At 41.8% G+C, this 19,637-nt stretch carries 21 protein-coding genes; 5 read left to right on the forward strand and 16 right to left on the reverse strand.

The window, feature by feature from the left end; translation table 11 throughout:
• Nucleotide 1 precedes the first annotated feature (1 nt).
• A complete protein-coding gene (locus AUR67_RS10485) occupies nucleotides 2-1,516 on the forward strand; it encodes a SpoVR family protein (protein ID WP_058585236.1) in 1,515 nt (504 codons plus the stop codon).
• Between the two features lie 6 nt (nucleotides 1,517-1,522).
• Complete coding sequence (locus AUR67_RS10490) at nucleotides 1,523-2,416, forward strand: universal stress protein (protein ID WP_058585237.1); 894 nt, start codon at nucleotides 1,523-1,525, stop codon at nucleotides 2,414-2,416.
• A 42-nt stretch (nucleotides 2,417-2,458) separates the two neighbouring features.
• Here the strand turns inward: AUR67_RS10490 and AUR67_RS10495 are convergent, their stop codons facing one another.
• Nucleotides 2,459-3,421, reverse strand: coding sequence for a diguanylate cyclase (locus AUR67_RS10495; RefSeq protein WP_054561730.1), 963 nt, complete (start codon nucleotides 3,419-3,421; stop codon nucleotides 2,459-2,461).
• A 3-nt stretch (nucleotides 3,422-3,424) separates the two neighbouring features.
• Complete coding sequence (locus AUR67_RS10500; protein WP_054561731.1) at nucleotides 3,425-4,429, reverse strand: response regulator; 1,005 nt, start codon at nucleotides 4,427-4,429, stop codon at nucleotides 3,425-3,427.
• A 205-nt stretch (nucleotides 4,430-4,634) separates the two neighbouring features.
• On the opposite strand from AUR67_RS10500, the gene tpx reads away from it, so the two are divergent.
• Nucleotides 4,635-5,216 carry a thiol peroxidase gene (gene tpx / locus AUR67_RS10505; RefSeq protein ID WP_054561732.1) on the forward strand — a complete coding sequence of 194 codons (582 nt, stop codon included), beginning with the start codon at nucleotides 4,635-4,637 and terminating at the stop codon, nucleotides 5,214-5,216.
• 75 nt (nucleotides 5,217-5,291) lie between these two features.
• On the opposite strand, the gene adk is transcribed toward tpx, so the two are convergent.
• The 10 genes from adk to AUR67_RS10550 all read right to left on the reverse strand — a co-directional run bounded on the left by adk (nucleotide 5,292) and on the right by AUR67_RS10550 (nucleotide 14,722).
• On the reverse strand, nucleotides 5,292-5,936 hold the full coding sequence (gene adk, locus AUR67_RS10510; RefSeq protein ID WP_058585238.1) for an adenylate kinase: 645 nt from the start codon (nucleotides 5,934-5,936) through the stop codon (nucleotides 5,292-5,294).
• Between the two features lie 179 nt (nucleotides 5,937-6,115).
• The gene (gene htpG, locus AUR67_RS10515) at nucleotides 6,116-8,029 is read right to left on the reverse strand and encodes a molecular chaperone HtpG (RefSeq protein WP_058585239.1); all 1,914 of its coding nucleotides are present in this window, start codon (nucleotides 8,027-8,029) and stop codon (nucleotides 6,116-6,118) included.
• A 161-nt stretch (nucleotides 8,030-8,190) separates the two neighbouring features.
• Nucleotides 8,191-8,799 carry a recombination mediator RecR gene (gene recR / locus AUR67_RS10520; RefSeq protein ID WP_054551546.1) on the reverse strand — a complete coding sequence of 203 codons (609 nt, stop codon included), beginning with the start codon at nucleotides 8,797-8,799 and terminating at the stop codon, nucleotides 8,191-8,193.
• Between the two features lie 10 nt (nucleotides 8,800-8,809).
• Nucleotides 8,810-9,136, reverse strand: a complete 327-nt coding sequence (locus tag AUR67_RS10525; protein ID WP_036967566.1) for a YbaB/EbfC family nucleoid-associated protein — start codon at nucleotides 9,134-9,136, stop codon at nucleotides 8,810-8,812.
• Nucleotides 9,137-9,195: 59 nt separating this feature from the next.
• A complete protein-coding gene (gene dnaX, locus AUR67_RS10530) occupies nucleotides 9,196-11,646 on the reverse strand; it encodes a DNA polymerase III subunit gamma/tau (RefSeq protein WP_058585240.1) in 2,451 nt (816 codons plus the stop codon).
• Nucleotides 11,647-11,649: 3 nt separating this feature from the next.
• Complete coding sequence (gene apt / locus AUR67_RS10535) at nucleotides 11,650-12,195, reverse strand: adenine phosphoribosyltransferase (RefSeq protein ID WP_054551549.1); 546 nt, start codon at nucleotides 12,193-12,195, stop codon at nucleotides 11,650-11,652.
• A gap of 161 nt (nucleotides 12,196-12,356) precedes the next feature.
• Nucleotides 12,357-12,479, reverse strand: a complete 123-nt coding sequence (locus AUR67_RS21480; RefSeq protein ID WP_254907726.1) for a hypothetical protein — start codon at nucleotides 12,477-12,479, stop codon at nucleotides 12,357-12,359.
• Nucleotides 12,480-12,564: 85 nt separating this feature from the next.
• Entirely contained in the window at nucleotides 12,565-13,323 is a 759-nt protein-coding gene (locus AUR67_RS10540; RefSeq protein WP_268801428.1) for a DUF2063 domain-containing protein, read from the reverse strand.
• On the reverse strand, nucleotides 13,316-14,179 hold the full coding sequence (locus AUR67_RS10545; protein ID WP_058585241.1) for a DUF692 domain-containing protein: 864 nt from the start codon (nucleotides 14,177-14,179) through the stop codon (nucleotides 13,316-13,318). The genes AUR67_RS10540 and AUR67_RS10545 overlap by 8 nt, the downstream gene beginning before the upstream one ends.
• Nucleotides 14,180-14,233: 54 nt before the next feature.
• Nucleotides 14,234-14,722 (reverse strand): hypothetical protein, encoded by a 489-nt coding sequence (locus AUR67_RS10550; RefSeq protein WP_058585242.1) that lies wholly within the window; start codon nucleotides 14,720-14,722, stop codon nucleotides 14,234-14,236.
• 173 nt (nucleotides 14,723-14,895) lie between these two features.
• Between AUR67_RS10550 and AUR67_RS10555 the strand changes: the two genes are divergently transcribed.
• Nucleotides 14,896-15,873, forward strand: a complete 978-nt coding sequence (locus AUR67_RS10555; RefSeq protein ID WP_058585243.1) for a tRNA-dihydrouridine synthase — start codon at nucleotides 14,896-14,898, stop codon at nucleotides 15,871-15,873.
• Nucleotides 15,874-15,924: 51 nt separating this feature from the next.
• On the forward strand, nucleotides 15,925-16,260 hold the full coding sequence (locus AUR67_RS10560) for a TraR/DksA family transcriptional regulator (protein WP_054561739.1): 336 nt from the start codon (nucleotides 15,925-15,927) through the stop codon (nucleotides 16,258-16,260).
• A gap of 14 nt (nucleotides 16,261-16,274) precedes the next feature.
• Here AUR67_RS10560 and AUR67_RS10565 read toward each other — a convergent pair whose 3' ends face one another.
• Genes AUR67_RS10565 through AUR67_RS10580 form a run of 4 tightly spaced genes read right to left on the reverse strand, consistent with a single transcriptional unit; the run spans nucleotide 16,275 to nucleotide 19,628 of the window.
• Nucleotides 16,275-17,279 carry a hypothetical protein gene (locus tag AUR67_RS10565; protein WP_058585244.1) on the reverse strand — a complete coding sequence of 335 codons (1,005 nt, stop codon included), beginning with the start codon at nucleotides 17,277-17,279 and terminating at the stop codon, nucleotides 16,275-16,277.
• A 56-nt stretch (nucleotides 17,280-17,335) separates the two neighbouring features.
• On the reverse strand, nucleotides 17,336-18,595 hold the full coding sequence (locus tag AUR67_RS10570; protein WP_058585245.1) for a tetratricopeptide repeat protein: 1,260 nt from the start codon (nucleotides 18,593-18,595) through the stop codon (nucleotides 17,336-17,338).
• 11 nt (nucleotides 18,596-18,606) lie between these two features.
• Nucleotides 18,607-19,224: an energy transducer TonB gene (locus tag AUR67_RS10575; RefSeq protein ID WP_058585246.1), complete on the reverse strand. Its 618-nt coding sequence runs from the start codon at nucleotides 19,222-19,224 to the stop codon at nucleotides 18,607-18,609.
• Nucleotides 19,224-19,628: an ExbD/TolR family protein gene (locus tag AUR67_RS10580; RefSeq protein WP_058585247.1), complete on the reverse strand. Its 405-nt coding sequence runs from the start codon at nucleotides 19,626-19,628 to the stop codon at nucleotides 19,224-19,226. Before AUR67_RS10580 ends, AUR67_RS10575 begins: the two co-directional genes overlap by 1 nt.
• Between the last annotated feature and the right edge of the window lie 9 nt (nucleotides 19,629-19,637).

Below are 19,637 nucleotides of genomic sequence, written 5' to 3' on the forward strand. Positions count from 1 at the left end.
TATGGCCGATGAACGTATTAGCGACGGTCCTGATTGGACATTTGATCTACTAACAGAGTATCAAACTGAAATTGAACGGGTAGCGAAAATTTATAAGCTCGATACCTACCCCAATCAAATTGAGGTGATCACTGCTGAACAAATGATGGATGCCTATTCGAGTGTGGGTATGCCGATTGGCTACAGCCACTGGTCGTATGGTAAAAAATTCATTCAAACAGAGCAAAATTATAAGCGTGGGCAAATGGGCCTTGCTTATGAAATTGTTATTAACTCAGATCCTTGCATTGCCTATTTAATGGAAGAAAACACCCTGCCAATGCAAGCCCTGGTAATGGCTCACGCCTGCTATGGTCACAACTCATTTTTTAAAGGCAATTACTTATTCAAAACCTGGACTGATGCCAGCTCAATTATCGATTACTTATTATTTGCCAAAAATTACATTGCCAAGTGCGAAGAAAAATACGGTATTACCGAGGTCGAAAACCTGATTGATTCATGCCATGCGTTAATGAATTATGGTGTAGACCGTTACAAGCGCCCGCAACGTATTTCACTTTTTGAAGAGCAAAAACGCCAACAAGAACGTGAAGACTACTTGCAATCACAAGTCAACGAGTTGTGGCGCACAATTCCTACTTCGCAGCAAGAGTCGAAAAAGCGTGAGCGCCGTTTTCCAGAAGAGCCACAAGAAAACATTTTGTACTTCATCGAAAAAAATGCGCCGCTGCTAGAGTCATGGCAACGAGAAATAATTCGAATTGTGCGTAAAATTTCGCAATATTTTTACCCACAAAAACAAACTCAAGTGATGAATGAGGGCTGGGCTACGTTTTGGCATTACACCATTTTGAACCACCTGTACGACGAAGGTAAGCTCACCGATGCCTTTATGCTCGAGTTTTTACAAAGTCACACCAATGTGGTGTATCAACCGCCTTACAACAGCAATTATTATTCAGGGATCAACCCCTATGCTCTTGGCTTTAACATGATGGTTGATATTCGCCGTATTTGTGAAAACCCAACAGAAGAAGACAAGAAATGGTTTCCGGAGTATGCCGGCAGCGATTGGTTAGAAACTCTGCATTTTGCAATGCAAAACTTTAAAGACGAAAGCTTTATTAGCCAGTTTTTATCGCCAAAAATTATTCGTGATTTTAAGTTGTTTACCATTATTGATCATGAAAAAGAGCCGACCCTCAATGTCGGCGCCATCCATGATGAAATGGGCTATCACCAGGTTCGTGAAACCCTGTCGGCACAATACAACTTAAGTAATCACGAACCAAATATTCAAGTCTATAATGTTGATATTAGAGGAGATCGTTCACTTACTCTGCGTTATGTACCGCATAACAATATTCCGTTAGCTAAATCCAAAGATGAAGTGTTAAAACACCTTTACAGGCTATGGGGCTTTAAGGTAAAACTGGAACAAGAAACCGCAACAGGTGAAGTTTCATTATTGGGTGAATGTCCAAGCAGTGATACCCGACACACAACAGAGTAGCCAAAAATGAATAAAAAAATACTGGTGATCATCGACTCTACAGCCGATGCTAAAACGTCTATATTGCATGCAAAGCAAAAAGCCAAAGGCGTGAAGCATATTGATATTGTTGCTTTTAGCTACGAAGACACCAATAACATTTTATTCTCTATTCCACCTGATGAAGCGCTCGCTATTCAAGACAAAGAGCTCGCTAAAGTCCGTGCAGCACTTGGTCCACTTATCAGTGAGCATTTAGATGATGGTAGCTATACTTTGCAAACACTGTGGCATGAGAGCCCAGTGCAGTGGCTAGCCAATGAGCTTGATACGTCAGGCTATGAAATGGTGATTAAAACTCGCCACATCGACGAAGAAACGCAATTTACAGAGCTAGACTGGCAGCTTATTCGCTTTAGCCCACTACCGCTTTATTTGGCCGCCGATAACAAGTGGCGTAACAATACCAATGTACTGGCAGCCCTTGATTTAGGCAGCGAAAAGGCGACTAAATACTGTTTAAACGAAGCAATTATCAAAGCAGGCTTAGCCTATGCTAAAGACTACGACAGCGAGTTTTACGCTTGTTATACCGTACATGTATCGCCGTTTTTACGTGATTTAGGCATTGTATTTTCAGACGAGCAAGTAATTAACGCCTTTGAAAAGCTACCTGTAGCACAGCGTACCTTAATCGAAGCGCACGACTTAAAAGACAAGCTTAAAATCAAAGCCGGTGTGGTTGAGCAAGTGATCCCAAGTGTTGCAGCTAAATTAAATGCAGACTTAGTGATTATGGGTTCGGTAGGTAATACAGGTATTAAAGGCCATTTAATTGGTAATACCGCCGAAAAAGTCATGAAGCTACTAAAAACAGATATTCTTGTTTTACCGCCACTTGGGGTTAACCCGCAAACTTAATCGGATTGTTATAAAAAAGGGGCTTATTTGCCCCTTGTTTGTTTATAAATCTGTATAAGCTGTGACCTTGTTACGGCCGTTTTCTTTTGAGTGATATAAAGCTTTATCGGCTGCTTCAACCCACTTTTCGTAGCGATCAAACTTCTCGTCGAAGCACGCAAAACCAATACTGACCGTCAGTTGAATTTGTTTGCCATCAAAGTAAATTGATGAGTTCTCAATCAGTGTTCTTAGTCGCTCAGCAAAGATATGCGCACCTTCATGATCAGTATCAAGCAAGGTTACCGCAAACTCTTCACCGCCATAGCGACCTGCTAAATCTGTTTCACGCAGAGTCTTACGCAGTAAGTCTGCAATATGACGCAGCGCCTCATCACCGCCACGATGGCCATGCTCATCGTTGACCTTTTTAAAGTGGTCAATATCAAACATTAATAAGCTGCTACATCCGCCACTGCGCACAATTCGCATATATTCTTTGCGTAGCTTTTCTTCCCAATAACCACGGTTAGTGAGCTTAGTAAGTGCATCGGTACGGCTCATTTGTTCAAGCTTGCTATTAGCTTCTTCTAGCTCTTTTTTATTCACCGCTTCATCGGTTACATCATAGATAATGATACAGATATGCGATACTTCACCTGTGGTCGTCGTCAGCGGAATAAAGGTGGCATTTTGATACATATGATCCGCTTTACCGGTAATTGGGCGGTAATTCTTAAAACGGAAAATATACGGCTGCTGCTCCCAAATAGTAAACGAGCGATTATTTAGAATGAACACAGACTCAGATTTGCTGCGAAACCATTTTTCATCGATTGATGGAAATAAGTCAAACAGGTCTTTATCTTTCACCGCGCTTGGCAATAAGCCGGAATGGTTTTCCATAAACCCATTCCAGATGCATACTTTGTAGTCTCTATCGAGCACCACTAGGCCTACATCAACGGTATTAAACATATCCATTAACCAATGGAGTTCATTCATATTAAAATCGGCTGCAGGCATAGTTTAGTCTTCTAATAAATAAGCTACTTTGTACTTAAGGGTTTTTAATGAGTCCTCGGTGAACAGCAACATCAAATCACAGTTAATATTATGATTTTCGATGCCATAGCTGATCTCAATCGCCAGCGTTCGTTGCCAGCGAGATTTATTGGCTTTTACTAAATCGGTCACATCACAATGCTGTCCTAGCACCACAGGGTGACCTTGGCTAAAACGCATATCGAGCTGTTTAGAAAGCCCTGATAAAATCGCGCCAATTAGAATATTGCTGACATCCATCAGCAGCTCAAGCTCAACTTTATCGTTAAGCTCGCCTTCGTAATTCATTAGTGACGCAATTTCTTTAAAACTTGAATCATTTAGCAGTAATAAGGCTTCACCAGATACACCACCGCCGATAAAACCTTGGCACACACCGGATGTCGTAGCATTCGCATCAATCGAGCGTAGAGCCATATCTAGCTCATTTACCTCTAATACATTTACATTAGGAATAGGAAGCTTTACGAATACATTAAGAAGACGCGCTAGTAAGTCCCCTGCTTGCCCCATAGCCACGTTTGTGAGCTCTTGATAGATGTCACGTACATCAGGGTCAACTTGCTCACCTAGCTTATTAGCAAGGCGTTCACGCATGGCTTTATCTTTAATACCATGGTGCTCGATGATATTAGCTAGCTTTTCTGCAGAGCAAGGTTTTTGAATAAAGTCGATAGCGCCTAACTCAAGCACACGTTGGTGAGCGTTAGGCTGAATATCGCCAGACACAACCACGGTGAGAACATGAAGGTCTTGTTCTTGAATGGCTTGAAGTACTTCGTAGCCATCCATTTCAGGCATGTTTAAATCGAGAAAAAGTATTTCAGGCTGAATTTTTTTGATTTGCTCAATACAGTGAACACCGTCTTCAGCAAACTCAACTTTAATATCCCAATCATCGGGTAAAGAGCGCGCTAATTGTCGACGAGCTAACTTTGAATCATCACAAACTAATACCGATGTTGACATACTCTCTCTCTAAATCCGTACTTTTTAACTAGACGCGAATTAGCCTAGCAACTTTATTCTTATTTTTATATATAAAAAATAGGGTCACGAACACATGTTAATCAAACTACTGGTTATTTACAATTTTAAATTGTACTAATCCTTGGAGCCACCTCATGAGTATAATACACTGATGTTAAATGCGTTAATTTGAAGGAATCTTATTATGTTACGTCCACTTATATTTGCATTAAGTGCAGTGTGCACGTTTAGTTATGCAGGTGATTTATCAGAAAATAGTTTAGATGCTGGTAAGGTTTCTGCCCAGTCTAAGCCGGTCACTTTACTAGGACAAGGTGTTGAAGTTGGTCAAAAAGCGCCTAATTTTAAAGTAGTAGATGGCAGCTTTACGCCAGTCACATTAGACAACTATCAAGGCCAAGCCGTGCTTTTAAGCGTTGTGCCAAGTTTAGACACTGGCGTATGTAGTATTCAAACCAAACACTTTAATGAAAAAGTAGCTTCAGAATACCCAAGTGTGGCGATGCTAACCTTAAGCGCAGACTTACCGTTCGCACAGAAGCGCTTTTGTAAAGCGGAGAATATAGACAAAGTAGTGACTTTATCTGACTCAGTATGGCGCGACTTTGGTAAGAACTACGGTTTGATTATCAAAGATATGGGCTTGTTAACCCGCGCCGTATTTGTGCTCGATAAAGAACATAACATCGTTTACAAGCAGCTTGTCGATAACCTTTCAAAAGAGCCTGATTACGACAGTGCTATTGCGGCATTAAAGAAACTGTAATAGCAGAAGGCAGTGAGACAGACACAAAAAAAACCGCCCGAAGGCGGTTTTTTATTTGTGATTCTAAAAGGTAAATTAACCTAGTAGCTCACCAAGTTGTTGGCTAACAGTTTCAACAGCTTGTGTACCGTCTAATTTGTGGTACTGAGTGTTGCCTGCTTTTGCTTCAGCTTGGTAGTAATCAACTAATGGTTTAGTTTGGTCGTGGTAAATACCTAAACGCTTACGTACTGTTTCTTCAGTGTCGTCATCACGAATGATTAGGTCTTCACCTGTGATGTCATCTTTGCCATCAACTTTAGGTGGGTTATAAACAACGTGATAAACACGACCAGAGCCAGGGTGTACACGACGGCCGCCCATACGCTCAACGATGATTTCATCAGCAACGTCAAATTCGATAACGTGATCAACTACCACGCCATTCTCTTTCATTGCATCTGCTTGAGGAATAGTACGAGGGAAACCATCTAGTAAGAAACCTTTTTCGCAATCTGGCTTAGCAATGCGCTCTTTAACTAGACCGATAATAATTTCGTCAGATACTAATTGACCTGCATCCATTACTTTTTTAGCTTCAAGACCAAGTGGTGTACCTTCTTTGATTGCTGCACGCAGCATATCGCCCGTAGAAATTTGTGGAATACCGTATTTGTCCATCAAAAACTGAGCTTGAGTACCTTTACCTGCACCCGGCGCGCCCAAAAGAATAATGCGCATATCATTGTCCTCTGTGTGATACTAATCTTAAAAATGGTCGATCAGTGGAGTTTTGTTTTTAGAGCCTGAATTCTTCCACAACTAAGGCTATACCTCAAGTAACTTATACCAATTGCCTATATTAGCGGCAATAAAAAAGGGAGCCTTGCTCCCTTTTCCAACTCATTCAGCTAAAACGCTTATTTGCTTAAATCTAGCATAAGTTTGTTCAAACGAGTTACAAAGCCTGCAGGGTCTTTTAAAGTACCGCGCTCAGCCAGTAATGCTTGATCTAGAAGTACTTCTGACCACTGGGCAAACTTGTCTTCGTCTTGTTCAACGTTTAAGTGTTTAACAAGCTGGTGCTCTGGGTTAAGCTCAAAAATTGGCTTTTGCTCAGGCACTGTTTGACCAACTGATTCCATTAACTTTTGCATTTGCGAGCTCATATCGTGCTCATCAGCAACAACACATGCAGGAGAGTCAGTTAGACGGTGCGTAAAGCGTACGTCTTTAACGTTATCACCTAGTGCAGTTTTAATGCGCTCAACTAGGCCTGCAACTTCTTTTTCTGACTCTTCTTGCGCTTTTTTAGTTTCTTCGTCATCCATGTTGCCTAAATCTAAGTCACCACGGGTAATTGACTGGAATGATTTTTCGTTGAACTCTGTTAAGTAGCTCATCATCCACTCATCAACACGGTCGCTTAGAAGCAATACTTCGATGCCCTTCTTACGGAAGATCTCTAAATGTGGTGAGTTCTTCGCTGCAGCGAATGAATCAGCAACTACATAGTAGATTTTGTCTTGCTCTGGCTTCATACGCTCAATGTATTGCTCAAGCGATACATTTTGTGTGCTTTCATCTGTATGTGTAGAAGAAAAACGCAATAGCTTAGCAATGGCTTCTTTGTTAGCCGCATCTTCAGCTGGGCCTTCTTTTAACACCTGACCAAACTCGTTCCAGAAAGATTGGTAATCTTCTTCGCGGTTTTTCGCCATACGCTCAAGCATTTTAAGTACGCGCGAAGTACAACCTTTGCGGATTGCTTGCGTTACTTTGTTGTCTTGTAAGATTTCACGTGACACGTTAAGTGGTAAGTCGTTTGAATCAAGTAAACCTTTCACAAAACGTAAATAGCTTGGCATGAACTGCTCAGCGTCATCCATGATGAAAACGCGTTGTACATACAGTTTTAAACCAGATTGACGTTCACGGTTCCATAAATCGAAAGGTGCTTTTTTCGGGATGTATAACAGGCTAGTGTATTCAGTTTTACCTTCAACCTTGTTATGTGCCCAGCTTAGTGGCTCTTCCCAATCATGGCCGATATGCTTATAAAACTCTTTGTACTCTTCGTCTGTTACTTCTGACTTATCACGAGTCCATAGTGCTGTCGCGCGGTTAATACCTTCCCACTCGCCTGGCTGTGCAGGAATTTTCTCGCCGTCAGGACCTTCTGATTCAGGTACTTCTGCTTTATACATTTCTACTGGAATAGAAATATGGTCTGAATATTTAGTGACGATGCTACGTAAACGGAACTCATCAGCAAACTCTGTTTCGTCTTCACGAAGGTGAAGAACGATTTCAGTACCACGTGATGGTTTATCAATCTCTTGTAATGTGTACTCACCTTCACCTGCAGATTGCCATTCAATACCTTGGCTTTCGCCTGCTTTACGCGTACGCACTGTTACTTTGTCAGCAACGATAAATGCTGAATAAAAACCAACACCAAATTGACCAATCAATTGTGAATCTTTGCTTTGGTCACCAGTTAGGTTTTGGAAAAATTCTGCGGTACCTGATTTTGCAATTGTACCTAGTGAATTGATCACATCTTCACGGCTCATACCAATACCGTTATCAGTAATGGTGACTGTGTTTGCTTCTTTATCGGCACTGATACGTACTTTTAGTTCCGCATCGTTTTCGTATAAATCGCCATTAGAAAGCGCAAGGAAACGTAATTTATCTGCCGCATCTGACGCGTTTGATACAAGCTCACGTAGGAAAATCTCTTTATTAGAGTAAAGAGAGTGAATCATCAGGTTTAATAGTTGTTTGACTTCTGTTTGAAAGCCTAATGTTTCTTTTTGTGCTGCAGTCATTGTGTAAATCTCCAATTAACAAAGTGTCTAATCTGCACTATGACTCTTTATATGGGGCAGGCTTTTTGAACTTCAAGGCAAAAAATTAAATTTACGCCTAAATTGGGGAGCTATACACAAAAAAGCCTGCTTAAAGCAGGCTTTTGATACCATTTTCGGTATTAGTTTTGGTTTACGGCGCGTCGTCCGCTAAATGCGTGCATCAATGTCATACCATCGAGCAAGTCGAGCTCTCCACCGACAGGGACACCGTGAGCAATACGAGATGCACCAACCTGATACTTATGACAAAGCTCAGCAATGTAGTGGGCAGTGGTTTCACCTTCAACACTTGGATTGGTCGCGAGGATCACCTCATTAATGCCACCTTGTTGCAACTTGCTTTCAAGAATATCAAGGCCAATTTCTTTTGGTCCTATGCCATCAATTGGCGACAAGTGACCCATTAAAACAAAGTAAAGACCTTGGTATTGACCAGTTTGCTCAATAGCGAGTACATCAGTTGGTGATTCAACCACACACAATAAACCACTATCTTGGCGTTTAACACTTGAACAAATATCGCATACCGCTTGCTCTGTAAAAGTACGACAAGATTGGCAATGCCCTACTTCATCCATTGCCTTGGTTAATGCATGACCAAGCTGTTTACCACCTTGACGGTCACGCTCAAGCAAATGAAAAGCAATGCGCTGTGCCGACTTAGGACCTATGCCCGGCTGGCATCGTAGCGCTTCAATAAGCTGTGTTAAACTTGGAGATAGTTGCATACAAAATCACTTAGAATGGCATTTTCATACCTGGTGGTAATTGCATACCGCCAGTAACTTTGCTCATGCGCTCTTGAGTTTCTTCAGCAACACGACGTACAGCATCGTTACACGCTGCCGCTAATAAATCTTCGATCATGTCTTTGTCGTCTTCCATTAGGCTTTCATCTAATTCAACACGACGTACATTGTGGTTACCAAGCATAGTTACTTTAACCAGGCCTGCACCTGCTTCACCTACAACTTCAAGGTTTGCGATTTCTTCTTGGGCTTTTTGCATGCGCTCTTGCATTTGCTGCGCTTGCTTCATCATGTTACCCATTCCACCTTTAAACATAACTGTCTCTCTTTCTAAACTACTTTAATTGGCATGAAGATAAGGGCTATTGTAACTAATTACAATGCCTGAATACTGTTTTCATCGATTATAGCGCTAAATAACTGCTGAAATTGCACTATATTTTCATCGCTATTTATTACATCAATCGCTTGTTGATGACGTCCCGCATCAATTTTTTGTTGAATCAAATATGGTGAATCAATTACGCCATCAGAAAACTCGATACTAAGCTCTACATTATGGCCGTAAATTTCACTTAATGCAGCATTGAGCTTTTGTCTAAGCACAGCGCTATCTAAATGGCGCTGTGATGAATCAACTTCAATGTGAAGCTGATTATTCTGCTTAGTAAAAATTGAATGCAGCGCAAATTGGCGCATGCGACCACCAAGCCCCATGCGTTTAATTAAATACGCCCATTCGTCTTGTTCGTGTGCAAATTTAATACTGCTGATCGGGCTTTCAAAATCATCAGGTATCGGAATACTGGCTTCTTCAACTACTGGCTCTGGCGCTTTTTGTGGATTGATCTGCTCAAGTAACTCTGGCGCTAAGTTTTCGGTGATTGTTTGATGCTTTTCTCGAAAGTCGACTTTTTTTACTTTATTACTGCTCTCCCCCGTTTGCTGGGGGATGGGCTTTTTTACTTCTGCAGCCATTGCTTGCTGCTGAGGCTGAATGTTGGTCGTGGCCGTGCTTTGTTGCGCTGGCGGCTCTGCTTTGGGCTTCGCTTCAGGCTGTGGCTCTGCTTTAGCATTAGTTTGCGTTGGTGCACCACTTAAACGCCCGGCACCTGAAATATTGCGATCTTGTAAAATACGAGCAATGGCCGACTGCGCCTGACTTTGCTGCTGTTGTAATTGTGCAGGTGCAGTTTGCTGTTGCTGAGGCGCAGATGCTTCATTGGCAGTAAAGCCCTGATCATAGGCGCTATTCATCACATCATCGTATTGCGCAGCAAGTGATGGGTCCATTTGCGCATCATTATCGTCCATGTAATCTTGCGAAGAGTACTCTGGTGATGAGTACTCAGCTGCTGGTACTTGCTCTGAGTGGCTTGGCTCTTGCTGTTGTGGCGCTGGTTGAACTTCAGCGACCATTGCAGTTTCAACAGATTGCTGAGGCTGTTGACCAGCATCAGGCTGCTCTTCTGCTGTTGCTTCAACTTGCTGGGCAGGTTGATGACTATGCGCCGTTTCTTCCTTGGCAGCTTGATTCGGTTCTGCTTGAATAGGCTCAGCTTGTGTTGGCTGAGGCTCTGAAGGAATAGCAGTTGCCTGAGAGCTATGTGCAACTGGTGCTTGCTCTGAAGCTGCTTGCTCACGTTGCGCCGTTGATTTTTTCAAGATATCACGCAGTGCACCGGCACCACTTGGCTTAACCTGTTGCTGGGGATTCGTTGGTGTTTGGCTTTGTGCAAATTGCGTAGGCTGGAATGCAAGCAATCGCAACATGATCATTTCAAAACCAAGTTTAGCATCGGGTGCCCATTGCAAATCTTTTTTACCATTCAATAGCAATTGGTAGTACACCTGCATCTGCTGTGCATCAGTGGTTTGTGCCACCTGCTCAATAAAATCTCGGTTAGTATCATCAAGGGCCGCTGCATTAGGCACAAGTTGCACAAGCTGAATAAGATGCGTCAGGGCAATTAAATCGTCGAGCAAGGCTACAAAGTTAGGGTTTCGGCTAACGACCGCTTTTACTTCTTGAAGTAACGCATCGCCATCTTGGCACAATAACGCTGCTAACATGGTTTGGCTATATTGAGTATCCATCAAGCCAAGCATGGTTTGCACAGCCTGATGATTAATATTGCCATTGGTTTGCGCAATTGCTTGGTCTGTAAGACTCAATGCATCACGCATACTACCATCGGCTGCCTTAGCTAAAATAGACAATGATTTATCATCAAAACTTAGCTGTTCTTGATTAAGAACATGGGCAAGCTGATCATGAATTTCTGATTGCGACAAAGCATTTAAATTAAACTGTAAGCAACGCGATAAAATCGTCACAGGCAGTTTCTGCGGATCGGTTGTCGCTAATAAAAACTTCACATGCTCTGGCGGCTCTTCCAATGTTTTAAGTAATGCATTGAAACTGTGCTTTGACAGCATGTGAACTTCATCGATTAGGTATACCTTGTAACGACCACGTGTTGGTGCGTATTGAACGTTATCAAGGATTTCGCGGGTATCTTCTACTTTGGTACGTGATGCCGCATCGATTTCTAACAAATCGATATAACGGCCTGCTTCAATGTCAGTACAACTTGAACATTGTCCGCATGGCTCAGCAGAGATACCCTTATCGCAGTTGAGACTTTTTGCGAATATACGTGCGATGGTTGTTTTACCCACCCCACGGGTTCCAGTAAAGAGATAAGCATGATGGAGTCTATTTTGTGTTAATGCATTAACCAATGCCTGTTTAACATGAGACTGCCCCACTAACTCGTGAAAGGTTTGTGGTCGCCATTTCCTTGCTAGAACCTGATAACTCATTAATTATTCGCCTTCGAATTCAACCAACTTTAAGATTTTGATGCCCATATCAGCAACTCGTTGCTCACCACCCAGCTCAGGTAAAGAAACAACAAATGCGGCATCAGTTGCGTTACCGCCTAGTTTAGCAACTAATTTTGCAGTTGCTTCGATTGTGCCACCTGTCGCTAGTAAGTCATCTACTAGTAACACTTTATCGCCAGGGACAATTGCGTCTGTATGAAGCTCAAGAATATCTTCACCATACTCTAATTGGTAACTTTGTGAAATCACTTCGCGAGGAAGTTTGCCTGGTTTACGAACTGGAATGAATGGGATACCTAGTGCATACGAAAGTGGTGCACCAAAGATAAAGCCACGAGATTCAGTACCGATAATTTTTGTAAAACCTTGGTCTTTATATGCTGCAATAAAGCTGTCGATAGTTGCTTTAAATGCGTCAGCATTAGCCATTAAAGTTGTTACGTCGCGGAACATAATGCCCGGCTTTGGGTAATCAGCGATCGTTGCAATGCTCTGTTTGATGAGCGTTGAAGTTGCTTGAGTCATAATTATACTGCTCAAAAAGTTTATCTAACAAAGCTCGAGAGTATAACATCACCTTAGGGGAAAGTCGGTAGCAAGTTTCGAAATTAATCACTTAACAAGAAATATCAACTATAAAAAAGGCTGCATTATGCAGCCTATTGTCTTAAATTTGCTTGCGCAGATTAAGATAAAGAAGTGATCCAACCAAGAATAGCGTTTAGACAGCCAATGCCACCGAATACAGCTAAAAACGCAATGAAATAAGTTGCATTGAACGGATCTTTAAAGTCTTTATCATTCGACATAGTTACTACCTTTATTTAAGCACGACAAAATAAGGCGCACATAATAGTCGAACTGCCCTCATCAATAAAGAGCTTTAGCCGATTTTTAAACCAATGTATTAGTCACCACAATGCCGCGCTCTGCCATGGCACTTAAAGTATTGAGCGCTCCCTGATACAGCTGCTCTTGGCTAAATTGAGGCGCATGCTCTGCAACTGCTTGGCATACATCATTTAAATCAGCACCCGGCTGAGATTCTATGATATTAAGAAGTAATGCGGTCATCGCATTTGTCGATAAAAATTGTACTTCGTCATCGCTATCACGATAAACCACAAAGTAACTTGGTTGTGCTGCCGGTTCACTTGGTTGATTATCTGCACTGATGGTATGCACAGGAAAACTGTAACTCAAGTTACGCGCAAGTGAACTTAAGAATAATGCAGAGCTTGTCACTTGATGAGCCGATAAGCTCACTTCTTCTGCCACCTCTTGAGCAACCGATACATCAAGCTCAACCCATTCATAGTGCGCTAGCTCTAACATAAACGCGGGATCATCGCTTTGCACTTCATAGTCATTAGCAAGAAAAGCCAAAAACTCCCCTGCAATATCTAAAAAATAAGGTGATTTACAATCATGCTGGCTAAAAAACTGCCTAACGAGTCTGTGCCACGCTTGCTCTGAATATAAACTTTTTAGTACTGGATACGCAGAGCTAACAAACCCATCCACATTATTAAAAAATAAGTCGCGGTAAATCGCCATCCGACGCTCTTCAATATCGCTAGGCTTAGCATGTTGCTGAGGGTCGCGGATATGCGCCATAAACGCTTGCTGCACTTGGGTAAAATGATTAGGCACTGTGTTTCACCCTTGCTTGGTTTTGTTTGCTGGCTGTTTGCTGCAGTGCTTCAATGGTTTTCAGTTCAGCTAATAACTCACTCATAGGAGGGATATTAAAATCTCGTTCTAACAAGGTGGGGAATACCCCATGAACTTCATAAGCTTTTTCAAGCAACTGCCAAACAGGATCGATAACTGGCGCACCATGGGTATCAACCAGTAAATCCTCTGCCTCAGTGTAGTGGCCCGCAACATGCCCATATGCAATACGCTTTGTTGGTAACGCCGCTAAGAATTGCTCTGCGTCGTAACCATGATTAATCGAATTAACGTAAATGTTATTCACGTCGAGCAGTAGTTTACAATCCGCTTCTTTTAAAACAGCATTGGTAAATTCAAGTTCTGTCATTTGCTGGCCGGGCGCGCCATAGTAAGAGACATTTTCGATGGCAATTGGCTGCTCTAGAATATCTTGTACTTGCCTAATACGAGAGGCCACATGTTTAATTGCATCTTCAGTAAACGGAATAGGCATTAAATCGTACATATGCCCTTCGCCCGAGCAGTAGCTTAAGTGTTCGCTGAATAAACGAATATTATGCTCTTTAAAGAAAGCTTTTAGCGATTGCACAAAGTCAATATCAAGTGCTGCAGGTGAGCCAATCGATAACGATAAACCATGGCATACAAAGGCATGTTGTTCGGTAAGCTGTTTAAATTGTTTACCAAAGCGCCCGCCTAGCTTGAGCCAATTTTCTGGTGCAACTTCTAAAAACTCAATGGGTTTTGGAACATCAATGAGCATTTCATCAAGCATTTCTCGGCGCAAACCTAAACCAACCTGCCCAAAATCAGCTACTGATTCTTTTAACATACTACCTCCTACTAAAAAGGGCCTTTACGGCCCTTTTAAAAGCTAAATGAGCGCTTAGTGGTTAGAACCACATTTACCTTCGCCACACTTACCTTCTTTAGCTTTCTTTTTGTCTGCGCCACATTTACCTTCGCCGCACTTTCCTTCTTTAGCTGCTTTTTTGTCTGCGCCACATTTACCTTCGCCGCACTTGCCTTCTTTAGCTGCTTTTTTGTCTGCGCCACATTTACCTTCGCCACACTTGCCTTCTTTAGCTGCTTTTTTGTCTGCGCCACATTTACCTTCGCCGCACTTGCCTTCTTTCGCTGCTTTTTTGTCTGCGCCGCATTTACCTTCGCCACATTTGCCTTCTTTTTCGGCTTTTTTATCGCCGCCGCATTTACCTTCACCACATTTACCTTCTGCGGCATCTAGTTGATAGCCTGCTTGCATTTGCTGAAATTCAAATGGGTTTGCACTGGCATCAGTGGCGGCAAAACTTGACGCACCTACTACAACCGCACCTAATGTTAATGCAATTGAATTTTTCTTAACTGTGTTCATTCGATGACTCTCTTTTTTATAAAGGGTTATTAAACAAGACCCGAGAACTAAAAATTACTTTCAAAATTTATATAATTATTTTCTGAAAGTACCAAGAATGCAAATTACGATTTATAAAACAATCCAGAACAGCTAGAATACGCGTCCTAATTTTTGATGAGTTAACAGGTATCATGCGACTAGTTTTAGCACCGATGGAAGGCGTTGTGGATTTTAAAATGCGACAACTCCTAACTGATTTAGGTGGATTTGATTTATGCGTAACAGAGTTTGTTCGTGTCGTTGAAGACACACTGCCCGAACGCGTGTTTCATCGCTATTGTCCTGAGCTAAAAACAGGTGGCTATACTCGTGCAGGTACGCCAGTGCGTATTCAGTTGCTAGGTCAAGTTGGCGATGCTTTGGCAGCAAATGCTGTTAAAGCAATACGCCTAGGCTCCCATGGCATCGACTTAAATTTTGGTTGCCCTGCTAAAACAGTGAACAAAAGTAAAGGTGGTGCGGTACTGTTAAAAGACCCTGAGCACATGTACGAAATTATTAAAGCCGTACGTGATGCTGTTGATCCTTGCCATGAAGTTAGTGCTAAAATTAGGCTTGGTTTTGATGATGATAGTAATAGCCAAGAAATTGTTGATGCTGTTGTGAGCGCGGGTGCTTCAAGTCTAGCTATTCATGCCAGAACTAAAAGAGATGGTTACAACCCACCGGCATACTGGGAAAAAATCCCCCCGTTGATCAAAGATAAAAATATTTCGGTCGTTGCTAATGGCGAAATTTGGCAAGTTGAGGATGCCATGCTTTGTCAAAAGCGCAGTCATTGCCAAGACCTAATGCTTGGTCGTGGTGCATTAGCGATGCCTGATTTAGCAAAACAAATAAAATCTCATGCAGAAAACGAGCATTACACTCCGATGTTATGGGAGCATGTGATATACCACATTATTCATTCATCTATGCATCAAGACGAAAGCAAATGTGAAAAGTATTTTGCTTCTCGTACTAAGCAGTGGCTAGGCTATTTAAAACGCCAATACCCACAAGCTAACGCACTTTTTGATGAGATCCGCCGCCTAAAAGCCAAAGATGAAGTTGCAGATGTACTAAGAAAGTACGCGAAAGCGCCGAGTATTGATACAAATCATAATTAGCAAATAGATTTTGTTTGATAATACCAGTATTGCCCACTTGGAAGAAAAGCGATGAACAATACTGAAATTCAAACAAAGTTATCTGCGGAACTTGCGCAGGTTAGACAACGTTTACTTGATATGCTGGCTAATTCTGATCAAGCCTATCATCAGCAACTGCTATCGCAACTCAAGGATAATCCCCCTTCAGACTGGTTAGAGCTGACAGCAAATAATCTCGGTTCTGAGTATCAAATATTGATTGCTCGAATAGAAAAGTTAGAAGCAGCACTATGCCAAATCGATATTGGGCAGTATGGCTATTGCTGTGATTGTGAAGAAAAAATTGATGACGAACGTTTACTTGCAGATCCTGCAAGCCAACGCTGTCGACGTTGCGCTCCATAGAGCGCAGCGCTGTACTAATTTATAAAAATAAAGCTCATCGCAGGATAAAGCACGATATCCTCAATTAACCAATCAGCTTGCTGCTGATCTACACCTAAACGCTTCATCAAGCTAACACGTGCTTGTTGTTCACTCCACGTGTGATAATGAATACCTAAGTCAGTTTCCATCATAACTTGCCAGAAGTATTGCTCGCCTTGTGTTAATTTACGCTTACTTTTGAACGGGTCGAGATAATCAAGCTGCCAATCAAGGCCTGTGTGCTGATGACTTTCTACAAAATAATTCATTACTAATGGTTTAGCGTGAGAGTCTGATACAGGTAAGACAAAATCTGCACTCTGCGATTGCTTTAACGAAGCCTGTATCTCACTTAACCAATTTAAAGGTGGCTTAGTTTCACCACTAAAGTAATTAAGTTTACTTTGATACCAATCTTTACCGTTTGCCAAACCAACTAAACCAAGTTTTGTACGCGGTTTATACTGAGTTAAATATTGATTAAGTTTGTTTAGTGCTGCTTGTACACTGTCATCGCTATTATCAAGGTGCGATTTGACCATATTATGTAAAAGCGTTAATTCGATTTTATTTAATTTCAGATTGCTTTGCTCAGCTGCAATTAATTGTGTTTCAACTATCTCTAGCCAGTTAGCTAGTGCATTTACTGAGTAGTCATCTAATGAACGAGCTTGGCTAATAACATCACGTTGTACAGGCCATACAAAGTAACGCTCAGGATAACGCTCAGCAATAATTAAATAATTTAATTGCGCCTGTTGTGACACATCTAACTTAATCGCTTTTAGTCCTTGATAAGCTTGATGACGCGCTTGCAAATAACTTTCTGAGAAAGGCCAGCTAGCAGCTTCACTTTGCTGTTCTTGAGTCGATAATAAATTATTAATAGTTTGCAGCGCTTGCTGCCCTTCACGAAATGTTTTGAAACCTGATGTTTGCTCAGAGCAAGCTATCAGCATCACACTTGCGACAACTAATAATACGATCTGTCTTAGCATTTTAAAATTCCATAAAAAAAGCCCCAGAGGGGCTTTTTAATTTAAAACAACATCAATTAGATTTTTACACCGTTACGAGCGGCTTTATCTTTGATGAAGGTTGACCAGCTCTTCGCGAAACGACGCGTGCGCGGATCATCCATTGCTTTAGTGATAGCGTTGTAAGCTTGCTTGTACTTCTCTTGGTAGTAGTAAGCTTCAGCTAAATCAGAGTAGATAGTTCCTTTTTTGTCAGAACCTAACTCTAATGCCTTGTTCAAACGAACAACGGCTGCACTATAGTTTTGCGATTGTAAAAGTAATGAACCCGCTTTGCGATAAAGCTCTGCATCGTCATCAAATTTAGCCGCTTCTTCATAGTATTTAGCTGCTTTTTCAATATCTTTAGAACGGTGGTAGTTAGATGCCACTGCACTGATATTTTGCTTGTTACGCTTAACTTTTTCTTCGTTGATTGCCTTTTCAAGCACGACTGCTGCTTTGTAAGGAATATCATTTAACGAATAGAAGTTAGAAAGTACTTTGTATTCAACTTCGTTTTCAAAAAAGCCATTTTTGTAGGCAACTTCCATGGTCGCTAGACCTTTTTTGAAGTCTTCGGTTTGTAGGTAATATTTACCTAAACCAACCCAGGCTTTTTTGTCTTCAGGCCAAACACGAACAATTTCTTCAGCTACTTCTACCATGTTTTGATACTGTTTAAGTTCAAAATAAGCAGCTAACTTTAATTGGTAAGAAGCTTTAGCAGGTTCTTTTGCCAATTCGATTGCTTTGTCTGCAGCAGGAAGTACGTCTTTGTAAAGTTTTAACTCGTAGTTTGCTTGCGCAATACGTGTATAAACTTTGTCGTCTTCCTCACCTGTGAAGTCCATCCAAGCTGCATAAGCTTCTTTTGCTTTTGCATATTGCTCAGTACCCGCGTACATATCACCTAGAAGTTTTAGGCCTTGCTCTTGGTCAGCAAAGTTTAAAACGTCAGGCTTAACTGCCGCTGAGATGTGCTTAATTGCCAATTGGTACTGCTCTTTTTGAGCGTACATTTGACCTAAGTAACGATCGACTGTGGCCTTATCGAATTCATCCGAAGGATCAATTTCTTTAAGTAGTGCAATCGCTTCATCAAGCTTATCTTCATTGTACAAGTCAAACGCTTTAATAACTTTCTTACCAACGCGCTCGCCCATTACTTTAGTTTTTGCTTTTTTACGCGCTTCAATTTTCGCGTAATCTGGCGCCGCTAAAGCAGGTGCAGTAAAAGCTACACCTGATAGAGACATAAGAAGCGCAAGTGCAGTTACTTTAGATAAATTTCTCATTACTCGCCTCCTTAGTTACCTTGGTTAAGTTTAAAGTCTAGTTGTACTTGAAGACCAAATTGCTTTTGTGGTTTACCATCAATTACTTTTGGACGGTACTTCCACTTACGTAGCGCACGTTTAGCTTCGCGGTCGAAGATACGTTTAGGATCTGCGTCGATCACTTGAACATCTTCTACACCACCTACTTCATTGATAGTAAATGAAAGTTGTACCCAACCCTCTTTACCATCACGCGCTGCTTGCGTAGGGTATTTTGGTTCAATACGAACGATAGGTGTCGCGTCACCATCACGTCCAAATGCACCTGGACCACTTAGGCCACCGGCTGTGCTACCCACATCGATGCTTGGCATATTAAATGACAAGCTACCAGTGTTTGGGTTGCTGTTCTCCGGCTGAGGCGGCTGCGGTTTAGGCGGCTGCTTTGGCGGTGGCGGAGGCGGAGGCGGAACACGCTTCCTCTCCTGCACCTTAGATTCAGGCGGATTCGTCATAATTTCGACTACAATCTGTTCTTTTTGTTCAGTCGCACGGTCAGCTCCACCGGAGATGAGGTACGCCATGAAGTAGAACAAGCCGAAAGTAACTGCCCCACCTGCAATCAGTGAAAACAGAAAACGAATCATTACTGATCTCCAGCTATTGAAATTCTTAGGTTATCACCCGTTGCTTTAATCTGGTCCATAACTTTAACCACTACGCCGTGTTTTGCTTCTTTATCAGCTTGCAAAATTACAACTTCAGTAGGTTGTTCTGCTAATAAACTTTCGATTTTTGCTGAAACACGTTCAACATCAACTTGTTGTTTATCAATCCAGATTGCACCATCAGCACGGATAGCAACAAAAATATTTGCATTTTTTTGCTTCGTAGCTTGGGCCGCTTTAGGTTTATTGACTTCGATACCAGCCTCTTTAACGAACGATGTAGTTACGATAAAGAAAATAAGCATGATAAATACGATGTCAAGCATTGGCGTCATGTCAACCGCTGCTTCTTCTTCTTCACGAAAACGTTGTTTACGTGCCATATTTAATTC

The sequence above is a fragment of the Pseudoalteromonas sp. XI10 genome (assembly GCF_001469895.1).
GTDB lineage: Bacteria > Pseudomonadota > Gammaproteobacteria > Enterobacterales > Alteromonadaceae > Pseudoalteromonas.

Coding starts and splice junctions, on each gene's coding strand:
- recR (WP_054551546.1), bottom strand. CDS start 8,799: ATGCAACTATCTCCAAGTTTAACACAGCTTATTGAAGCGCTACGATGC.
- AUR67_RS10560 (WP_054561739.1), top strand. CDS start 15,925: ATGAACAATACTGAAATTCAAACAAAGTTATCTGCGGAACTTGCGCAG.
- dnaX (WP_058585240.1), bottom strand. CDS start 11,646: ATGAGTTATCAGGTTCTAGCAAGGAAATGGCGACCACAAACCTTTCAC.
- adk (WP_058585238.1), bottom strand. CDS start 5,936: ATGCGCATTATTCTTTTGGGCGCGCCGGGTGCAGGTAAAGGTACTCAA.
- AUR67_RS10495 (WP_054561730.1), bottom strand. CDS start 3,421: ATGCCTGCAGCCGATTTTAATATGAATGAACTCCATTGGTTAATGGAT.
- AUR67_RS10555 (WP_058585243.1), top strand. CDS start 14,896: ATGCGACTAGTTTTAGCACCGATGGAAGGCGTTGTGGATTTTAAAATG.
- AUR67_RS10550 (WP_058585242.1), bottom strand. CDS start 14,722: ATGAACACAGTTAAGAAAAATTCAATTGCATTAACATTAGGTGCGGTT.
- htpG (WP_058585239.1), bottom strand. CDS start 8,029: ATGACTGCAGCACAAAAAGAAACATTAGGCTTTCAAACAGAAGTCAAA.
- AUR67_RS21480 (WP_254907726.1), bottom strand. CDS start 12,479: ATGTCGAATGATAAAGACTTTAAAGATCCGTTCAATGCAACTTATTTC.
- AUR67_RS10575 (WP_058585246.1), bottom strand. CDS start 19,224: ATGATTCGTTTTCTGTTTTCACTGATTGCAGGTGGGGCAGTTACTTTC.
- AUR67_RS10485 (WP_058585236.1), top strand. CDS start 2: ATGGCCGATGAACGTATTAGCGACGGTCCTGATTGGACATTTGATCTA.
- tpx (WP_054561732.1), top strand. CDS start 4,635: ATGTTACGTCCACTTATATTTGCATTAAGTGCAGTGTGCACGTTTAGT.
- AUR67_RS10570 (WP_058585245.1), bottom strand. CDS start 18,595: ATGAGAAATTTATCTAAAGTAACTGCACTTGCGCTTCTTATGTCTCTA.
- AUR67_RS10545 (WP_058585241.1), bottom strand. CDS start 14,179: ATGTTAAAAGAATCAGTAGCTGATTTTGGGCAGGTTGGTTTAGGTTTG.
- AUR67_RS10500 (WP_054561731.1), bottom strand. CDS start 4,429: ATGTCAACATCGGTATTAGTTTGTGATGATTCAAAGTTAGCTCGTCGA.
- AUR67_RS10580 (WP_058585247.1), bottom strand. CDS start 19,628: ATGGCACGTAAACAACGTTTTCGTGAAGAAGAAGAAGCAGCGGTTGAC.
- apt (WP_054551549.1), bottom strand. CDS start 12,195: ATGACTCAAGCAACTTCAACGCTCATCAAACAGAGCATTGCAACGATC.
- AUR67_RS10525 (WP_036967566.1), bottom strand. CDS start 9,136: ATGTTTAAAGGTGGAATGGGTAACATGATGAAGCAAGCGCAGCAAATG.
- AUR67_RS10565 (WP_058585244.1), bottom strand. CDS start 17,279: ATGCTAAGACAGATCGTATTATTAGTTGTCGCAAGTGTGATGCTGATA.
- AUR67_RS10490 (WP_058585237.1), top strand. CDS start 1,523: ATGAATAAAAAAATACTGGTGATCATCGACTCTACAGCCGATGCTAAA.